20 protein-coding genes are annotated in these 17,766 nt (G+C 70.1%); 8 read left to right on the top strand and 12 right to left on the bottom strand.

Annotation, left to right across the window (positions count from 1 at the left end; genetic code table 11):
* Positions 1-18: 18 nt before the first annotated feature.
* From G6048_RS38090 to G6048_RS38080, 3 genes are read right to left on the bottom strand one after another with little or no spacing between them, the layout of a single operon-like run.
* Positions 19-999: an aldo/keto reductase gene (locus G6048_RS38090; RefSeq protein WP_328828178.1), complete on the bottom strand. Its 981-nt coding sequence runs from the start codon at positions 997-999 to the stop codon at positions 19-21.
* A complete protein-coding gene (locus G6048_RS38085; protein ID WP_165344169.1) occupies positions 996-1,136 on the bottom strand; it encodes a hypothetical protein in 141 nt (46 codons plus the stop codon). Before G6048_RS38085 ends, G6048_RS38090 begins: the two co-directional genes overlap by 4 nt.
* Positions 1,133-1,447, bottom strand: coding sequence for an ABC transporter ATP-binding protein (locus G6048_RS38080; protein WP_165344154.1), 315 nt, complete (start codon positions 1,445-1,447; stop codon positions 1,133-1,135). The genes G6048_RS38085 and G6048_RS38080 overlap by 4 nt, the downstream gene beginning before the upstream one ends.
* A gap of 190 nt (positions 1,448-1,637) precedes the next feature.
* On the opposite strand from G6048_RS38080, the gene G6048_RS38075 reads away from it, so the two are divergent.
* From G6048_RS38075 to G6048_RS38065, 3 genes are read left to right on the top strand one after another with little or no spacing between them, the layout of a single operon-like run.
* Positions 1,638-2,876, top strand: a complete 1,239-nt coding sequence (locus G6048_RS38075; protein WP_328828174.1) for a four-carbon acid sugar kinase family protein — start codon at positions 1,638-1,640, stop codon at positions 2,874-2,876.
* Entirely contained in the window at positions 2,873-3,925 is a 1,053-nt protein-coding gene (gene pdxA, locus G6048_RS38070) for a 4-hydroxythreonine-4-phosphate dehydrogenase PdxA (protein WP_328828172.1), read from the top strand. Before G6048_RS38075 ends, pdxA begins: the two co-directional genes overlap by 4 nt.
* A 56-nt stretch (positions 3,926-3,981) precedes the next feature.
* Complete coding sequence (locus G6048_RS38065; protein ID WP_165344167.1) at positions 3,982-4,767, top strand: DeoR/GlpR family DNA-binding transcription regulator; 786 nt, start codon at positions 3,982-3,984, stop codon at positions 4,765-4,767.
* A gap of 96 nt (positions 4,768-4,863) precedes the next feature.
* Here G6048_RS38065 and G6048_RS38060 read toward each other — a convergent pair whose 3' ends face one another.
* From G6048_RS38060 to G6048_RS38050, 3 genes are all read right to left on the bottom strand, one after another.
* Positions 4,864-5,259 carry a hypothetical protein gene (locus G6048_RS38060; protein ID WP_165344166.1) on the bottom strand — a complete coding sequence of 132 codons (396 nt, stop codon included), beginning with the start codon at positions 5,257-5,259 and terminating at the stop codon, positions 4,864-4,866.
* 137 nt (positions 5,260-5,396) lie between these two features.
* The gene (locus G6048_RS38055) at positions 5,397-5,993 is read right to left on the bottom strand and encodes a hypothetical protein (protein ID WP_165344165.1); all 597 of its coding nucleotides are present in this window, start codon (positions 5,991-5,993) and stop codon (positions 5,397-5,399) included.
* Positions 5,983-6,609, bottom strand: coding sequence for an RNA polymerase sigma factor (locus G6048_RS38050; RefSeq protein ID WP_165344164.1), 627 nt, complete (start codon positions 6,607-6,609; stop codon positions 5,983-5,985). The genes G6048_RS38055 and G6048_RS38050 overlap by 11 nt, the downstream gene beginning before the upstream one ends.
* Before the next feature lie 280 nt (positions 6,610-6,889).
* Between G6048_RS38050 and G6048_RS38045 the strand changes: the two genes are divergently transcribed.
* A complete protein-coding gene (locus G6048_RS38045; protein ID WP_165344163.1) occupies positions 6,890-8,095 on the top strand; it encodes a cytochrome P450 family protein in 1,206 nt (401 codons plus the stop codon).
* A 97-nt stretch (positions 8,096-8,192) separates the two neighbouring features.
* A complete protein-coding gene (locus G6048_RS38040) occupies positions 8,193-9,041 on the top strand; it encodes a universal stress protein (protein WP_165344162.1) in 849 nt (282 codons plus the stop codon).
* Positions 9,042-9,050: 9 nt separating this feature from the next.
* Here G6048_RS38040 and G6048_RS38035 read toward each other — a convergent pair whose 3' ends face one another.
* The 3 genes from G6048_RS38035 to G6048_RS38025 form a co-directional block, all read right to left on the bottom strand.
* A complete protein-coding gene (locus G6048_RS38035) occupies positions 9,051-10,307 on the bottom strand; it encodes a DUF4032 domain-containing protein (protein ID WP_165344161.1) in 1,257 nt (418 codons plus the stop codon).
* Between the two features lie 174 nt (positions 10,308-10,481).
* A complete protein-coding gene (locus G6048_RS38030) occupies positions 10,482-12,119 on the bottom strand; it encodes a solute symporter family protein (RefSeq protein WP_165344170.1) in 1,638 nt (545 codons plus the stop codon).
* Between the two features lie 17 nt (positions 12,120-12,136).
* Positions 12,137-12,514, bottom strand: a complete 378-nt coding sequence (locus G6048_RS38025; protein WP_165344160.1) for a DUF485 domain-containing protein — start codon at positions 12,512-12,514, stop codon at positions 12,137-12,139.
* A 569-nt stretch (positions 12,515-13,083) separates the two neighbouring features.
* Here G6048_RS38025 and G6048_RS38020 point away from each other — a divergent pair.
* Positions 13,084-13,623, top strand: coding sequence for a hypothetical protein (locus tag G6048_RS38020; protein WP_165344159.1), 540 nt, complete (start codon positions 13,084-13,086; stop codon positions 13,621-13,623).
* 212 nt (positions 13,624-13,835) lie between these two features.
* Here G6048_RS38020 and G6048_RS38015 read toward each other — a convergent pair whose 3' ends face one another.
* Positions 13,836-14,750 carry a LysR family transcriptional regulator ArgP gene (locus G6048_RS38015; protein WP_165344158.1) on the bottom strand — a complete coding sequence of 305 codons (915 nt, stop codon included), beginning with the start codon at positions 14,748-14,750 and terminating at the stop codon, positions 13,836-13,838.
* A gap of 66 nt (positions 14,751-14,816) precedes the next feature.
* Here G6048_RS38015 and G6048_RS38010 point away from each other — a divergent pair, with 66 nt between their 5' ends.
* Positions 14,817-15,434 (top strand): LysE/ArgO family amino acid transporter, encoded by a 618-nt coding sequence (locus G6048_RS38010; protein WP_165344157.1) that lies wholly within the window; start codon positions 14,817-14,819, stop codon positions 15,432-15,434.
* Here G6048_RS38010 and G6048_RS38005 read toward each other — a convergent pair.
* A complete protein-coding gene (locus G6048_RS38005; protein ID WP_165344156.1) occupies positions 15,334-16,332 on the bottom strand; it encodes a DMT family transporter in 999 nt (332 codons plus the stop codon). The genes G6048_RS38010 and G6048_RS38005 overlap by 101 nt on opposite strands.
* Before the next feature lie 123 nt (positions 16,333-16,455).
* Between G6048_RS38005 and G6048_RS38000 the strand changes: the two genes are divergently transcribed.
* Positions 16,456-17,055, top strand: coding sequence for a TetR/AcrR family transcriptional regulator (locus G6048_RS38000; protein WP_165344155.1), 600 nt, complete (start codon positions 16,456-16,458; stop codon positions 17,053-17,055).
* 40 nt (positions 17,056-17,095) lie between these two features.
* Here the strand turns inward: G6048_RS38000 and G6048_RS37995 are convergent.
* A partial coding sequence (locus tag G6048_RS37995) for an alpha amylase C-terminal domain-containing protein (protein ID WP_206342634.1) occupies positions 17,096-17,766 on the bottom strand: 671 nt, incomplete at its 5' end.

Below are 17,766 nucleotides of genomic sequence, written 5' to 3'. Positions count from 1 at the left end.
GTCGCCGGGTGCGGGTTGTCAGCGGTTGTATGCGGGCATGGGGCCGCGTAGCGCCTTGCCGATCTCGTCGCAGGCCGCTGTGACGTCGGGGGGCAGGGGGCCGTTGTCGGCGGCCGTGATGTTGGCCATTAGGTGGGTGGTGCTGGAGCCGCCCAGGAGCAGGGCGTCGGTCGAGTCGCGGTCCAGAAGCCAGCGGAGGGCCAGGTCGGTCAGGGGGATGCCGGCGGCTTCCGCGATGGTGGAGAGCTGTTCCACCGCGGTGAAGAGGCGTTCGTCCCAATAGCGTCGGCGGTACATCTCGGCGACCTTGGAGTCGCCGAACCTGCCCGATTCCGGGGGGCGTTCGAAGCGGTGGCGGCCGGTGAGGAGACCGCCTCCCAGGGGGTTGTAGACCATGGTGCGCAGGCCGGTGACCGCGGCGTACTCGACGTACTCCTCCTCTATGCGGCGGGCCAGGAGGTTGTGCATCTGCTGGGCGACGACGGGGCGTGGTGCTCCCAACTCGTCGGCGGTGCGGACGAGTTGGGAGATCTGCCAGGCTGCGTAGTTGGAGACGCCCAGTGCGCGGATCTTTCCCTCGGCCACGAACTCGGCGATGGTGGTGAGGGTTTCGGGCAATGGTGTCGCGCGGTCCGGCTGGTGGAGGTAGAAGAGGTCGACCGAGTCGGTGCCCAGACGCTTGAGGCTGCCCTCCAAGGCGGCTCGCAGGCCGGCTGCGGAGAGGGGGGCGTGGTCGCCCTGGTCGGGGTGGGGGATGCCGGCCTTGGTCGCCAGGACGATGCGGTCGCGGCGGCCGGGGAGCAGGCCGGCGAGGATGCGTTCGCTCTCGCCGCCCGCATAGCCGTTGGCCGTGTCCACGCCGGTGATGCCCGCGTCGAGCGCGGCATCGAGCATGTCAGCCGCTGAGGAGGCGTCGACGGTGTCGCCGAAGGTCATGGTGCCGAGAACCAGCCGGGAGAGCGGTACGGAGCTGTTCGGCACGGTGATGCCGGTGGTCACGTGGGGGTTCCTTCCGGGGCGGCGGAGAAGTTGACGTGGTCGACGGCTCGGAAGGGGCCGCTTGAAGTGGCGTACTCGACGACGAGGTCCTCTACGGAGAGGAGCACCGGCCTTGTGGTGGTGGGGAGTTCGGTCACGACGCCGCCTCCTCCGCGACGGGCTCGGTCCGGCCGTCGCTGTCCTCGTCCCACGTACCCACACGGGGCACGGCGGCGAGGAGTTCACGGGTATACGGCTCGGCGGGGCGCTCGACGATCTGCTGTGCGGAGCCCGACTCGCCGAAACGGGGGGAACGGTTCAGGGTGCCGGGGCCGGGCGCACCGGTGGGCCCGGCGCAGGCGGACAGAGGACCGAGGGCGACACTCGCACCGCCGAGGGCGCCCCAGCGCAGCACAGTGCGGCGGCGGGGGTGACCGGGCGGGGGGACACGATGCGGAGTTGGGGTCATGTCGACCTTCTCGGTTCTTGAGGGCGACCGGCTCTGGCCGACGCCGCCCGGCACCGGACGGCGAAGCAGTGTCGCGCCGCAAAAAAGGTGGCACGGTTGCGCGAATCGCGCAAGGAGTATCGCGCACTTCGCGCAGCCGTGCCATCATCGGCGTCCGGGGCCGATCACCCGCAGGCCCGAGGAGGTACCCGTGTCCCGCACCACACCCGCCGGCCGCCCATCCCGCGTGCTGGCGCTCGCGGACGACCTGTCCGGCGCTGCCGAGACCGCCGCCGCACTGGGCCTGCCCGGCCGGATCCTGCTGGGCCCGCCCACCGCACCGACACCCGAGGGCGAGGCGCTGGTGCTCGACCTCGACACCCGGCAGCTCACCGCGGACGAGGCCGCCCGCGCCGTGCGGGCCGCCATGCCGTACGCCGACGGCGGCCTGGTCTTCAAGAAGGTCGACTCGCTGCTGCGGGGCAACATCGCCTCGGAGGCGGCCAGTTACGCCGCGGGCGCCGCGGGCGTGGTGATCGCCCCCGCCCTGCCGGTCGCGGGTCGCACCGTGCTCGACGGAGTCGTCCATGTGCACGGCACCGCGCTGCACGTGACCGACGCCTGGTGTGCGGAGCGGGGTCCGGCGCCCGAATCGGTGCGGGCGGCGCTGGGTGATCTGCCGACGCGCGTGGTGCCGCTGTCGGTGGTGCGCTCGCCCGTCCTGGCGCTGTCCGGCTGGCTGCGCACCCTCATCGCGAAGGGGCATCACCCGGTGTGCGATGCGGAAACGGACGACGACCTCGACGCGATAGCTCAAGCGGTGCTCCAACTCGGCCCAGATGTGAGGCTGTTGGGGACGGGTGGGCTGGCTGCCGCGCTCGGCCGGAGACTGGCGGGAGCGGACGGGGGCGGTCTCCGCGCAACCCCGGGGCCCACGCCGTACAGACCGCTGCTCGTCGTGGTCGGAACGGCCGCACCCAGCACCGTTGCGCAGATCGCGCAACTTCTCGCCTCCGGCGCGCACCACGTGCCCGTACCGGCGCACCTGCTCACCGACCACCGCGGCCCGCACCCGCTCGCCGTCGTCCCGGACGGCATCACCGTCGTCAGCATCGACGGCAGCGGCCCCGTCGAGCCCGGTTCGGCCCGCACTCTGGCGGCCGGCCTCGCCCGCACGGTCGCCGAGGCCGCCCGCGACAGCGACCTGGTCCTGACAGGCGGTGAGACCGCGCGCCGTGTGCTGGACGCGTTGGGCCTCCGCGAGCTGCTGCCCGTAGGGCAGATCCACCACGGCGCCGTGCACTCCCGCACCGCCGACGGCCGGTCCGTCGTCACCCGCCCCGGCAGCTTCGGCGACACCGACTCCCTGCTGCGCATCGCCCGCGCGCTGCGCCCCGACCACGCCGCCGCATTGACCCCGTCGTTCGCCCCGCAAGGAGAACCCACGTGAACGCAGCCTCCACCGCCGCGTCCGCCGAGCGGTCCGGCACCGCCGGACCCCCGCTGCCGATCATCGCGGTGACCATGGGCGACGGTGCCGGCGTCGGGCCGGAGGTCATCGTCCCGGCGCTGCTGAACCCCGACACCCTGCGCGGCTGCCGCCCCGTCGTCATCGGCGACGCCCAGCGCCTGCGCCAGGCGGCGGACATCCTCGGCCTCAGCTGTGACATCGTTGCCGTCGACGGCCCCGCCGACGCCGAGTTCACGTCCCGCCGCATCAACGTCGTCGACCTGGGGCTCCTCCCCGCCGACCTTCCCTGGGGCACCCTCTCCGCCGAGGCGGGCGACGCCGCGTACCACTACATCCGCGTCGCCGCCCAGCTCGCCCTGAACGGCGAAGTCCACGCCATCTGCACCGCCCCCCTCAACAAGGAGGCCCTGCACGCCGCCGGGCACCTCTACCCCGGCCACACCGAACTCCTCGCCCACCTCACCGGCGTGGACGAGGTGTCGATGATGCTGTCCACGCCCAAGGTGAAGGTCATCCACGTCACCACGCACCTCGGTCTGATCGACGCCGTCAACCGCATCGAGCCCGGCCTCGTCGAACGCACCGTGCGCCGTGGCCACGACGCCATGGTCCGCGCGGGTGTCGAGGCCCCCGTGATCGGCGTCTGCGGCATCAACCCGCACGCCGGCGAGAACGGACTGTTCGGCTACGGCGAAGAGGAGGCGAAGATCGTCCCCGCCCTGGAGGCCGTACGCGACGACGGCATCGACGCCCGCGGGCCGATCCCCGCCGACACCGCCTTCTTCCTCGCCGGCCGCGGCGACTACGACCTCATCGTCGCCATGTACCACGACCAGGGCCACGGCCCGGTGAAGGTCCTCGGCATCGAAACGGGCGTCAACCTCACCGTGGGACTGCCCGTCATCCGCACCTCCGTCGACCACGGCACCGCGTTCGACATCGCGGGAACCGGCCGAGCCGAGGCCGGTAGCATGGTCGAGGCGCTGCGGCAGGCCGCCGAGATGTCATCCGCCTCGGCCGCCCGATGACCCCCCTCTCGTGGGTCCCGGAGGACACCACCGCACACCCGGAGGACACAGGACTGATGTCTGCGATCGGATCCAAGTCCCGGCGCGACCGGATCGTCCAGCTCGCCACCACCACCGGCCTGACCAGCGTGGACGAACTCTCCCAGCTGTTCGGCGTGACGGCCTCCACCATCCGCCGCGACCTGGCGAAGCTCACCACCGACGGACGCCTCGCCCGTACGTATGGCGGCGCGATGGCGCTGTCCGCGCACCCCGAGGCCTCACTGCGGCAGCGCACGGGCGAAGCCTTCGAGGCCAAACGCGCCATCGCCCGCTGGGCCGCCGCCCAGATCCAGCCCGGCGAGACGCTCCTCCTCGACGCGGGCTCGACCGTCGGCGCGCTCGCGCATGAACTGCGTACGGCGAAGAACGTCACCGTCGCGACCACCGGCCTGACCGCGCTCCAGGAACTCGCCGACGTCCAGAACGTCCACGTCGAATGCCTCGGCGGCACCCTCCGCCCCCTCAGCCAGGGCTTCGTCGGCCCGCTGACCGAGGCCGCCCTCGAACGGCTCACCTTCGACCGGGTCTTCCTCGGCACGGACGGCGTCTCCCCGGAGCACGGGATCTGCGAGGCCGACCTGCGCCAGACCCGCCTGAAGGAACTCATGGCACGCCGCGCCGACCACGTCTACGTCCTCGCCCACGCCGCGAAAGTGGGCCGCCGCCCCTTCCACGCCTGGGCCACGCTGCCCGCGGGCTGGACCCTGGTCACGGACGACGCGGCCGACCCCCGCGTCCTCGACGAGCTGCACAGCCGCGGGGTCACCACGGTCCTGGCCAAGTCAGAGGAGATGCCCTGAACTTGGCCGCACTGACAGGAAAGGGCCAGGCGCTGGGACGCGCCTGGCCCTTTCGTTCCCCCTGTTTTCCGGTGGCCTACGCGGCCTTTCGGTCGCTCAGGCGCCGCAGACCGGTACGCCGGGCAGCTGGTTGTCCGGGTGGTCGACGTAGTAACTCGCGATGAAGCCGCGGGAGTCACCGCGCGTGATGTAGACCCACCACGGGTTGCCGCTGACGTTCTGCCCCTGCTTCTGGCAGACCGCCTCGAAGGCCTGGCCCGGCTGCAACTGCCCTGCCACCACAGGGCAGTTGCCCGGCGACGGGAACGCGTCGCACGCACCCGGGTTGCCCGGGTTGTCGCGGACATTGACGTCGGTCGCCCACACCGTGAAGCTCGCCCGGGCGGACGCGCCGTCCGAGGTGTCACCGGCCGAGGCGGCGGCCGGGCCGGCCAGACCCGCGGTCAGGGCCGTGGCGGCGAGGGCCGCACCGAGGACAGTACGAAGTCGCATGAGATCTCCCCGTGTTGTCGTGCTTGGCTTGGTCGTGCCTGTCTTACGCAGGGCACACGAAGACACGGGCCGCTCTGTATGACACGAGGTCGAGTGACGCTCGTCACACTCCAGTAGGTGTCCCAAGGGGGCGGCGATCAGGGCGGGTTACGCGCCTCGTCCGCCGAACACGTGCGCACCTCAGCCGTGTTGCGGGTACGGACCCCCGGCAGCCAGCCCTCCGCCCCCTCGCGGGTCCTGACCAGGTACCAGCGGGTCGAGGAGATCAGGCTCTCGTCCGTCACCATCGTGCCGCGGGTGACGACACACGCCGCGGCCAGCCGGTCGCCGTGCCATACGCGGCCTGCCGTGTTTCCCGGCGCCGCGTACTCGGCGTACGGATCCTTCGCCAGCCGCAGCGCGCACTCCAGCGTCCGCAGCGGACGACACGGCTCTTCGGCGTTGAACACCGTCACCGGGGCATCGAAGCGCCCCCGGTCGGCAGGAGGTGTGTCGGCGGTCGGCCGGACCAGCCACCAGGCGCCCAGCGCGACGGCGCACACCAGGACGGCGGCGGCAGCGACCGCCCAACTTATCCGCGGCCGCGCCCCGAAGACCGCCCTGCGTGGCGGCGCTTCGGTGGACCGGACCCGCTCCCACAGCCCGGACGGCGTCTCGATCTCGTCGTCGGCGGCCCTGAGCCGGTCGCGCAGCAGCGCGGCAACGCGGTCGTCGGGCTCTGCGTCAGGCTTCATGCCCCGGCTCCTTTCCCGAACGGTCCCCGCGTTCCCGCTCACCTCTGTCCAGCAACGAGCGCAGCTTCTCAAGTGCACGCGTGCGATGCCGGGCGGCCGTTCCGCGGTGCACCCCTATGATCCGGGCGGCCTGATCGATGGTGTAACCGTCCAGATCGACGAGTATCACCACGCCCGCCTGCTTGGAAGACAGCCTCCCCAGCAGCCGTACCGCCTCCATCTCGGCGTCACGCCGCTCCACTCCGCCGTCCCAGCCCGCCGCGACCACCGGCCCGATCGAGCCGAGCCGGCCCGCCTGCGCGGCGGCATCGGCGGCACCCGACACCTCCACATCATCCACCAGGACCTGACGGCGCTCACGGCGGTGGGTGTCGCGTACGACGCTGAGCAGGGCGGTGAAGGCATAGGCGTACGGCTCCGGATGGTCGAGGAATCGCTGCGGCCGTGCCGCCAGCTTCAGATAGGCCTCGTGCACCGCGTCCTCGGCCCAGGATCTCGTCCCGGCCAGCATGACGGCTCTGCGGTAGAGCCGGGGCAGGAGTTCGCAGAAGGTCTCGTCGAAGCGGGTCGGTGGCGGTGACGGCGAGGATGAGGGACCGGTCGGCGGGTGGCCCATGGGCTCGGATGTCTCCCCGTTGTGAAGTCGGGCGGGCCGTCGCCTGCCCGCCGTGTTGTGCACCGAGTGATCAATTACCCGAGGACGGCCCGGTCACGCAGGTCCTTTTCCGGCTCGGCGCCCAACCCTCACCTCAACTCCCATCCCGGGACGCCGACCGCCCCTCTCCGGGGCCCGCGTCCCTGTCAGCGCGGTCGGGCGCAACTGTCCGGAAACCGGTGTTCATCCGTACCGAAGGCGGGTTAGCGTGCCATTTCGGCCCATGAACTGGGGGAGTTGAATGGTGGCCCGATCCAACGTCGATCTGAAGCAGCTCGGTCCGGACTTTCTGCGTGATCCGTATCCCGTCTACGCCCGGCTCCGTTCTCAAGGGCCCGTCCACCGTGTGTACGACCCCGACGGCGAGGAGGTGTGGCTCGTCGTCGGCCACGAGGCCTGCCGAACGGCCTTCACCGATCCACGGCTCAGCCGGAACTGGTTGAGGTCCGGGAACATCAAACAGATCGTCAACACCGAGCAGAGCCAGCCGGCCCTCATGCACATGCTGATGTCGGACCCGCCGGACCACACCCGGCTGCGGCGACTGGTGGCCCGGGAATTCACCCCGCGACGTATCGAGTCACTGGCTCCTCGCATCCAGCAGGTCACCGATGAGCTGCTGGACAGGATGCTGGCAGTGGAGGAGCGGCGGGCCGATCTGATCGCGTCCTTCGCCTTCCCGCTGCCCATGACCGTCATCTGCGAACTGCTCGGCGTCCCCGAGCTGGACCGGGACGCCTTTCGCCGCTGGTCCAACGAGATGGTCGCGCGCACCAGCCCGGAGGCGGAGGCGCTCGCCTACCAGGAGGAGTCGGCGTATCTTGCCGAGTTGATCGCGGCCAAGCGGGCGAAGCCCGGTGAGGATCTGCTCAGCGGGCTGATCCACACCGCGGACGAGGACGGTGACCGGCTCTCACCGGACGAGCTCATCGGCATGTCCAATCTGCTGCTCATCGCCGGTCACGAGACCACGGTCAATCTGATCGGCAACGGCTTGCGGGCACTGTTCGCACATCCCGGCCAACTCGCCGATCTGCGCGCCGACTTCGGCCTGCTCGACGGTGCGATCGAGGAGATGCTCCGCTACGACGGCCCGGTGGAGACCAGCACGGACCGCCTGGCCCTGGAGGATGTGGAGTTGGGCGGGGTGACCATCCCCGCGGGTTCCACCGTCCTGATCACCATGGCGGACGCCGACCGCGATCCAGAGCGTTTCAAGGATCCCGACCGGTTCGACATCCGCCGGGACTCGCGCGGTCACATCGCCTTCGGTCACGGCCTGCACTACTGCCTGGGCGCGCCGTTGGCACGGCTGGAAGGCCGGATCGCCTTCCGCACCCTGCTGGAACGCTTCCCGGACCTGGCGCCGGACGCGGACGAGTCCGAACTGCCCTGGACGCCGGGGTTGTTGATCCGGGGCGTACGGAAGCTGCCTGTGCGCTGGTGACGGAGCACACCGGGGCGCGCCCCTGTGTACTGTCGGCAGTCCCGCCGATCACCTGGTGTCGGCGGGCTTCGCAGGACAACGCAGGAGGGACACCCGTATGACCCGCCCGATCACCGTGGGAGTGGACGGATCACCCGAGAGTCTGGCCGCCGTGGCCTGGGCCGGCCGGGAGGCCGCCCGCCGGGAGCTGCCGCTGCGTCTGGTGCTGTCCTGGGAGAGCGACGACGCGGGGGAGCACGACGCGAAGGCGCGGGACGCACTGCGGGAGGCCGCGAGCGGCCTCGCCGAGCGGCACCCCCAACTCCCGGTGTCCAGCGATCTCCTGGACGCGGCCCCGGTCCCCTCCCTGGTGGCCGAGGCCGCGGACGCCGAGATGCTGGTGCTCGGTTCGCGCGGGCACGGAGCGATCGTCGGCTTCCTGCTCGGCTCCGTCGGCCAGCAGGTGACCGCGGAATCCGGGCGCCCCGTCGTCCTCGTACGCGCCGACGACCGTGCCGAACACGAGGCGGCGGGCCGCGAGATCGTCGTGGGGCAGCAGGGGGGCCCGGACGGCAGCGCCGCGGCCCTCGGGTTCGCCTTCGAGACCGCAGCGGCACGCGGCGCAGGCGTACGGGTCGTACGAGCCTGGAGCCTGCCGGCGTTCTACGAGTTCAACCCCAGCTTGATGAAAACCCTCGACGAGGCCGGCGGCCTGGAACCGTACGAGAAGCAGGCCCTCAACGAGGCGCTGAAGCCTTGGCGGGAGCGGTTCCCCGACGTGCCCGTGACCGAGCACGTCGAGATCGGCAGTGCGGGCGAGGTGCTGCTGTCGGTGGCGTCCCCGGCCCAGCTGATGGTGGTGGGGCGGCGCGCCCAGCGCTCCGCCGTGGGGTCACGGATCGGTTCGGTGGCGCACTCCGTCCTGCATCACGCACCCTGCCCGGTGGCGGTGGTCCCGCCGTCCTGAGCGCCCGGCTCAAGCTGACGGTGTCTGCGCCGCTGAGGCGTTGGGCGCCGGCAGCTTCTCCCGGATCTTCGGCAGGATGTTCTTGACGTAGTCCTCGACGGCCGTGTCCAGGCCGATGTCGTGCTGCGCCCGTTCGGACAGATACCAGCGGTGTTCGAGCAGCCCGTGGTACAGCTCCGCCGCGTCCATTGAGCCACGCAGCTCCCGCGGTACGGCCCGCACGGTGGGCCGGAACACCTCGCGCACCCAGCGGTGCGCCAGCACCTCCGGGCGGGCGGCGAGGGGGTCGCCGGGTGCGTAGTCCTCCTGGGTGGCCATCCAGGTCTCGAGGTCGTTGAGGAGCCGGCGCGCCTGGTTCTCCTCGGCGTCGAGCCCGGTCAGCCGCAGGAGTTGGCGCTGGTGATGGCCGGCGTCGACGACCTTGGGCACGAAGGTCACGGTGTCACCGTTCGAGGAGTGCGCGATCTGCATCTCGGCGACGTCGAAGCCGAGATCGTTGAGTCGGCGGACCCGGCGGTCGATGTAGTGGTGCTTGCCCGCCGGATACACGGACGTACGGGTCAGCTCCTGCCAGAGGCTCTCGTAGCGGCCGCATATCTCCGTACCGAAGTCGATCGGGTCGACGGACGGGTGCAGCGCGCCCGACGCCTCCAGGTCGAGCAGTTCGCCGCTGATGTTCACGCGTGCGAGATCGAGATCGTAACTGCGCTGCCCGTCGCTGAGCTTCTGGTGCAGCTCGCCGGTCTCCGCGTCGACGAGATACGCGGCGAACGCCCCGGCGTCGCGCCGGAACAGCGTGTTGGACAGCGAGCAGTCGCCCCAGGCGAACCCGGCCAGGTGGAGCCGGACCAGCAGTACGGCGAGCGCGTCCATGAGCCGGTGCATGGTGGCGGGCCGCATCGTCGTCTCGAACATCGACCGGTAGGGCATCGAGCCGTTCAGGTGCCGGGTGATCAGCACCGGCTCCAGGAAGGAGCTGTCGTCCCGGGTGCGGCCGGTGACCACGGCGAGCGGGTCAACCGCGGGGATGTTGAGCCGGTGCAGAGAGCGCAGCAGCTCGTACTCCCGCACGGCGGGCCGCTCGGCCAGCTCCTTGACGGCCACCACCTCGTCGCCGGCGCGCGCGTACCGCACCACATGCCGTGAGATACCGCGCGGCAGCGGCACCAGATGGCGCTCCGGCCACTCCTCCAGGGGCAGATCCCAGGGCAGCTCGAGCAGCAGCGCGGGATGCTCCGGGTTGGTGGCGCTGATGTGCAATGCCATCGCTCTGTTGCCCTCGCCTCGCGGTCGTCCGTCACGTAGCAAGAGCATCTCCGCACTTGGACGCCCGGTTCGTCAACTGCCACGAGGTGTACCGCACGCGACGAGTGGGGCCGGTGCCACGCGGCACCGGCCCCACTCGTCAGGGCGGAGGGCTCAGCTGGGGCCCGGCCGGCGTCACTGTCGTGCGCCCACCGGCTCCTGCTGCTCCTCCTCCTGCGGTTCGGTGCCGAGCATCGAGCGGACCTCGAACTTCTCGTATACGTCCGGGCTTTCTTCGTTCCCGCCCATCACGGTGCCGAGCCAGCCCAGCAGGAAGCCGGCCGGTACGGAGACGATGCCGGGGTTCTGGAGGGGGAAGAAGGCGAAGTCCATGTCGGGGTAGAAGGAGGCGGGCGCTGAGGACACGACGGGGGAGCAGACCATCAGCAGCACAGAGGTCCCGAGACCTCCGTACAGGCTCAGCAGGGCGCCGCGTGCGTTGAAGCGACGCCAGAACAGGCTGTAGATCATGGTCGGCAGGATCGCGGACGCGGCGATGGCGAAGGCCAGGAACCCCAGGTTGGCGGTGTTCGTGCCATAGGCGAGCAGCGCGAGGAGCATGCCGAGGACCCCGATGACGACGGCGGACAGCCGGGCCGCTGTGAGCTCCTCGGTCTGGCTCGCCTTGCCCTTGCGGATCACCTCTCCGTACAGGTCGTGGGCGAGCGAGGAGGCCGCGGCGAGCATGAGCCCGGCTGCGACGGCCATCAGCGTGATGAACGCCAGACAGGAGATGAGTGCGGTGAGTACGGCCCCGCCGATGGAGTTGGCGAGCAGCAGCACGGCCGCGTCGCCCTTGGCGTCGACCTCCGCGATGGAGTCGCGGCCGACGATCGCCGTCGCACCCAGGCCGAGCACGCCCGCCGCGAAGCACACGAAGGCGACCAGGCCCGTGGCCCACAGCACCGATCGCCGCAGCACGCGGGTGGCGCGGGGAGCGAGCAGACGCATCGTCATGTGGGGGAGCGCCGCCAGGCCCAGCGCGATGGCGATCTGCAGGCTGAAGAAGTCGAGCTTGCTGGTCGTACTGCCTCCGTAGCGCAGCCCCGGCTCCAGGAATCGCTGCCCCATGCCGCTGCCCTCGGCTGCGGCGCCGAGGAGGCCGTTGAGGTTCCAGCTGTAGCGGTGCAACACGATGATGGCGGTCACCGCGACGCCCACGACCAGCATGACGGCCTTGACGATCTGGAGGAAGGTCGCGCCGGGCATCCCGCCGAGCGCCACGTACAGCACGAGCAGGGTGCCGATGAGTACGACGCACATGGTGCGGGTGGCGGCGCTCGGCTCGCCGATGAACTGGGTCAACAGGGCGATGCTGCCGACGAGTTGGGCAACGATGTAGAGGACGCAGATGGCCAGCGTGCAGGCGGCCAGGGCGATGCGTACCGACCGCTGGCTCCGGGGCAGCCGCAGGGCCAGGGTGTCGCCGAGGGTGAACTTGCCCGAGTTGCGCAGGGGTTCGGCGATCAGCAGCAGCACCATCATCCAGGCGACGACCGTGCCGAGGAGGTAGAGCAGACCGTCGAATCCGGTCAGTGCGACCAGTCCGGTGCTGCCCAGCAGGGTGACGGCGGACAGGTAGTCGCCGCACATCGCCAGCCCGTTGCGCAGCGGCGACATGGTCCGGTTGCCCAGGTAGAAATCGCTGATCTCGTCGCCCTGCGGAGCGGTGATGAGGGCCGAGAACATGCTGACGACCACGACCGACACGAACAGGACGAAGGTCAGCTTCAGACTGGTGCCGCCGATGACGCCCTCGGCGGCAGTCATCATGTGGCCTTCGGAGTAAGTCACCACGAACCGAACCGCCTCTGCTGGGGGGCACTGGGCTGCTGGACACGAGCCTGCTCGGCCTCGTCACGGGCGATCTCCGCCCGCAGCCGGTCGACGGCCGGGTCGATCCGCCGCTCCATGTGCACCGTGTACCGCCACGCGGTCAGGGCCATCAGGCCGAACATGCCGACGCTGCCCACCAGACCCACCGTCATATGGCCGAACAGCTCCTGGTTCAGCACACCGGGCGCGAAGTTCGACATCAGCACGAGCAGCAGGAAGCCGCCGACCGAGATGAGTATCGCCACGATCCCGAACGAGCGGTGGGCTCCGCGTATGGAGCGGAAGTCGGGATGTGAGGCGACTCGGTTCTCCGCCGCGGGGGCGGGCGGCATCTGTCCTGGTTGGGGGCTGAAGGGCGAGCTGGAGTGTCTTGGCATACCGTGCCTTGTCTGATGCCTTGTGTTCGCGGTCCGCACGTGGAAATTGCTCACTGATTATGCAGGGGGACGACTGTTGAACGGGCTTCACGTTTTCGCGGCAGGTCGGGAATTCGCCCGAAATGCCACTGAAATCGTGTTCCGGCCGTGCCGGAGTGGCCTCGCTGGTGGGGTGGTCAGCGCGGCGTCTCGGATTGTGGCATTCCATCGTTTCAACTATCAACCGGGTCATGGCTATTGGCCGTCGGTGACTCAAATTCAACGCGCGTCACTTTCCTCGCCCCGGCCGCTTCGCCGAACGTCGTGCACCAGCCCCTCCGCAGCGGGACTGAGACGCCTGTGGGACGTGATGTGCAGCACGCGCGTAGAGCTGCCGTCGGAGCCGGTGGCACGGATCGTCCCTCGCCACGGCTTGATCGCTGATCAAGAGGGGCAAAATCCCTGGCCACAGCCTATTCCGTGCATTTGACACGTCATCGCACGCACAGATAGGAAGCAGCTCTCTGAAGTCGGAGAGGTGGACTGTGTACGAGCCGAACGTGGTGGGCGACTGGCAGGAGTATGACGAGGAGCATGCCGGCCTGCGTGTCCGCGTCCACGGCCTGGAGAAGGCGGACCCGCCGCGGGGGCGTGACGACGCGGCCGAGGGCCTGACCTACGTCAGGTTCCGGGTGACCGTCGAGAACCGTGCGACGGCGTACTTCGGCATCCACCTCGAGGACGGCCAGCTCGACATCCGGGTCGGCCCCGACGGCGAGAGCGCCTTCCTCGACTGGCGGAACTCGCAGTTCATCGAGGGCTTCGACGTCTACCCGCTGCGCCGGGTCACGGCCGTCCTGTACGCCGCTGCCGACGAGGCCGGCCTGGGGCAGGTGGACGTCCAGGTGCAGCTGAAGGTCGACGACGAGTGGACCCACCGGTACCTCTGGTCCGGAGGCATCGACCTGCACGGGCCGTCCGCGGGTATCGGCGCCCGCCCCGACAGCGTGGGCGAGGGCCTCGCCGCCCAGGTGGCGAGCTTTCTCAGGGAAGAAACGGAAACGGGGCCGGGGTCGACCGGCTGATGCCCGCCCGACCAGTCACCGCGGATTTGCGGCTTGGCGGACTTGGTGCACTTGGTGGACTCGCGCGTGTGGATCATCCTTCACTTGTGAGGATCTGGAAAAGAGAATTTTCTCTGCCTTGACAATTCAGGCACGCCTTCAGTAAGCGCTGTCTAATTTTCGTGAATTCCTGGCAGATTCGTCTTGAGCGGCGATTTGTCCAGACAGTTGCGTCATGCCGTATCCAGGACTTCGGCGGCCGCCGCCGCGACGATCTCCGCGACGGTCGCGAGCGCCGGAAAATCGAGTTTCCACTGCTGCCAGAACAAGGGAATGTCGATCTTCCGGTCGGGCGCGAGCTTGACGAGTCGACGCGCGTCCAGCAGGGGTGCGGCCTGAACCACGGGCACCATGCCCCAGCCCATCCCGGCGGCGACGGCATCGACGAAACCTTCCGAGGTCGGCACGAAGTGACGCATGGAGCTCGCGCCGCCCCGGCCGCGCCGGAGTCTTCGTACGAACCCGTCCTGGATGTCGTCGCGCCGGTCGAAGCACACCACGGGCGCGTCGGCGAGGGCGTCTCGCAACGGCACGTCCGGCGGTTCGCCGAGCCAGCGCGCCGCGAAGCCGGGGCTGGCCGCCGGGACATAGCTCATACGGCCCAGGCTGCGGACGCTGCACCCGGCCACCGGGTCCGGTGACGAGGTGACCGCCGCCATCACCAGCCCTTCGCGCAGCAGCGCGGCCGTGTGATCCTGGTCCTCGCGGCGCAACTCGTAGCAGAGCCGCAGCTCCTCAGGCACGCGGGTGAGCGCGGGCAGGAACCAGGTCGCCAGCGAGTCGGAGTTCACGGCGATCGACAGACGCGTCGGTTCCTCGGAGCCGGTCATGCCGAGTTCGGTATGGGCGTCGCGTTCCAGCCGGGCCAGCTGGCGTGCGAAGCGGACGACGACCTCGCCGGACTCGGTGGGTCGCACCGGCTTCGTACGGATCAACAGGACGCGTCCCGTGCGCTGTTCGAGCGCCTTGACGCGCTGGCTGACCGCCGACGGGGTCACATGAAGAGCGGCGGCCGCGGCGTCGAACGTGCCCTCGTCCACCACGGCGAGCAGGGTGCGGACCTGGTCCAGGGGAAGCTCCGTCATCACGAACACTAATGATACGTAAGAATCTTTAGCTGTACTCCTGTCGCCCGGCTTCGTAGCGTCGACGCCATGCCTCACGCCCTGACCGCCGCGGCCGCCGGATTCGGCACCGGCCTCTCGCTCATCGTCGCCATCGGCGCGCAGAACGCCTTCGTGCTGCGCCAAGGCATTCGCCGAGAGGCCTTGCTCCCGGTGGTGGCCATCTGTGCGCTGTCCGACGCGACCCTCATCACGCTGGGTGTCGCCGGGGTCGGCGCCGTGGTGGTGGCCTGGCCGTCGGCGCTCACCGCGATCGCACTGACCGGCGGCGTCTTCCTGCTCGGCTACGGCGGCCTCGCCGCCCGGCGGGTCTTCCGCCCCTCAGTGTCGGCCCTGCGGGTGGAAGCCGGTTCGGCCGGCTCGCGGCGGCGGGCCGTACTCACCTGTCTGGCGATGACGTGGCTCAACCCGCACGTCTACCTCGACACCGTGTTCCTCCTCGGCTCCGTCGCGGCCGACCGCGGCCCGCTCCGCTGGACCTTCGGCCTTGGTGCCGCCCTCGCCAGCCTGTGCTGGTTCGTCGCGCTGGGCTTCGGTGCCCGGCTGCTCAGCGGCTTCCTGGCCCGGCCGTCGGCATGGCGGGTACTGGACGGTCTGATCGCGGCGACGATGATCGCCCTCGGCGCCACGCTGGTCGCCGGAGCGTGAACGCGCGCGTACCCGGGGCCTTTCCCGGTCCTTGCTGGTCGCCGCGATGCACGACGGCCACCGCCAGCAGACCGAGCGCCAGCCCCACCGCCGTCGGCACCCCGAACGGCTCCCCGAACATCAGCGCACCCCACACGGCCGTCACCGGCGCCATCAGGAACATCAGGGTGTTCATCTTGGTCACCCCGGACCGCCGCAGGATCAGCCAGTACAGCCCGTACCCGCCGAAGGTGGAAAGGACCACGAGCCAGACCACGGCGCTCCAGAAGGAGGCGCTCTCGGGCGGCACGACCCCTCCTGTTCCCGCGGCAAGTGCCGTGAAGACAACGGCACTTGTGACGGCGTGGACCGTCATCGCCGCCACTGGGGGGACCTCCGTGCACGAACGACGGTCCAGAAACGTCGCCACCACCAGGCAGAGCATGCCGGCGAACGGCACCAGATAGGCCCACCAGGCGGCACCGGTCCCGGCCCCGGCGTCGGCAGTCGTGACGATGACGACTCCGGTCACACCGAGGCCCAGCCCGAGCCACTGCGTACGGGACACCGGCAGCCCCAGCAGGGGCCCGGCCAGCGCTCCGGCCGCCAGCGGCTGCGTGCCGTCGATCAAGGCCGTCGTACCGCTGGAGACGCCCAGATCGATCGCGTAGTAGACGGTGAGGAGGTAGCCGCTCTGCGACAGCGCGCCGACGGCGACCTGTCGCCCGAGGTCGCGTGGCGTCAGCCCTCGCCAGGACGCCCGCGCCACCGTCAGGGCCACGACGCCCAGGACGAGAGCCAGCGGAAGGAAGCGCCACATCAGCAGCGTGACTGCCGACGCGCTCCCCGCCCCGAGCTTGGCCCCGATGAAACCGGAACTCCAGGCGACGACGAACCCGATCGAGAGCATGACGTTCACGGCACGAACACCTCCAGGGGGGTGGGCCGGAACCGGCGGCGCGGCTATGCCGATCCGGCCGTACGGAAGTAGACCGATCTGTATATCTCTCACTGAGTATACAGACCGGTCTACTCTGGAGGAATGTCGACCGAGAACACCCCACGACGCGTAACCCTGACCCCCGGCGCCCGCCGCGCCCTGGCGGCGGCTGGGCGACTGTTCTACGAGCACGGCATCCATGCCGTGGGCGTCGACCTCATCGCAGCCGAGGCCGGCGTCACGAAGAAGACGCTGTACGACCGTTTCGGCTCCAAGGAGCAGATCGTCGTCGAATACCTGGCGGACCGCGACGAGCGCTGGCGAGCCTTCCTCGCCCCGCGTCTGGACTCGGCGTCCACGGCCGAGGGCAGAGTCCTGGCCGTCTTCGACGCCTCACGCGACTGGATGGAGGCGCATGGTTCCCGGGGCTGCAGCATGGTCAACGCGCATGCGGAGATCGACGACCCGGCGCATCCCGCATACGCGGTGATCACCGGCCAGAAGGCGTGGATGCTGTCGCTGTTCACCGACCTAGTACGCGCCCTCGAGCCGGCCGCACCCGGCTCTCTGGCCCGCACCCTGATGCTGCTCCACGAGGGCGCCCTTGTGGCGCACGGTCTGCGCATCTTTCCCGGGGCGCTGGATCACGCCCGCGAGGAGGCGCGAGCGCTGCTGTCCGCCGACACGGCGGGGCGACGCTGAACCCGCGGCGCGGGCTGTGCTGGGGGTTTCCTCGCCCCGCCTACGCCGGCCGCAGCCACACCGTTGCCAGTGGCGGCAACGTCAAGTGGATGGCCCCCGCGCCGCCGTCGCCGTCGGACTCCGTCTTGACGGGATCGGCATTCGTGACGTCGCTGCCGCCGTAGCGGGCGGAGTCCGTGTTCAGGATCTCGACCCAGGCGGGGACGTCGTCGGGGACAAAGAGCCGGTACTCGTGCCGAACCACCGGCGAGAAGTTGGACACCGCCAGCAACGGAGAGCCCGCCGCGTCGAAGCGCAGGAACGCGAACACGTTGTCGTCCGCCGCGTCCCCCACGACCCAGGAGAACCCCGCCGGGACGGTGTCCCGCTCCCAGAGCGCGGGAGTCGCCCCGTACAGGCGATTGAGATCGCCGACGAGGTCGCGTACGCCACGATGGTCCGGCTCCGCGTCGTACGCCGGATCCAGCAGCCACCAGTCCGGCCCATGACCCTCCGACCATTCACCACCCTGCGCGAACTCCTGCCCCATGAAGAGGAGTTGCTTACCGGGATGCGCCCACATGTAGCCCAGATACGCCCGGTGGTTCGCCCGTTGCTGCCACCAGTCGCCCGGCATCTTCGACACCAACGACCGCTTGCCGTGCACGACCTCGTCGTGCGAGATGGGCAGCACGTAGTTCTCGCTGTAGGCGTACACCATCGAGAACGTCA

The sequence above is a fragment of the Streptomyces ureilyticus genome, from assembly GCF_011045025.1.
In the GTDB taxonomy this organism is placed as follows: Bacteria; Actinomycetota; Actinomycetes; order Streptomycetales; family Streptomycetaceae; genus Streptomyces; species Streptomyces ureilyticus.
The sequence above is the reverse complement of the archived record's forward strand: the minus strand, read 5'-3'. Positions and strand labels throughout refer to the sequence as shown.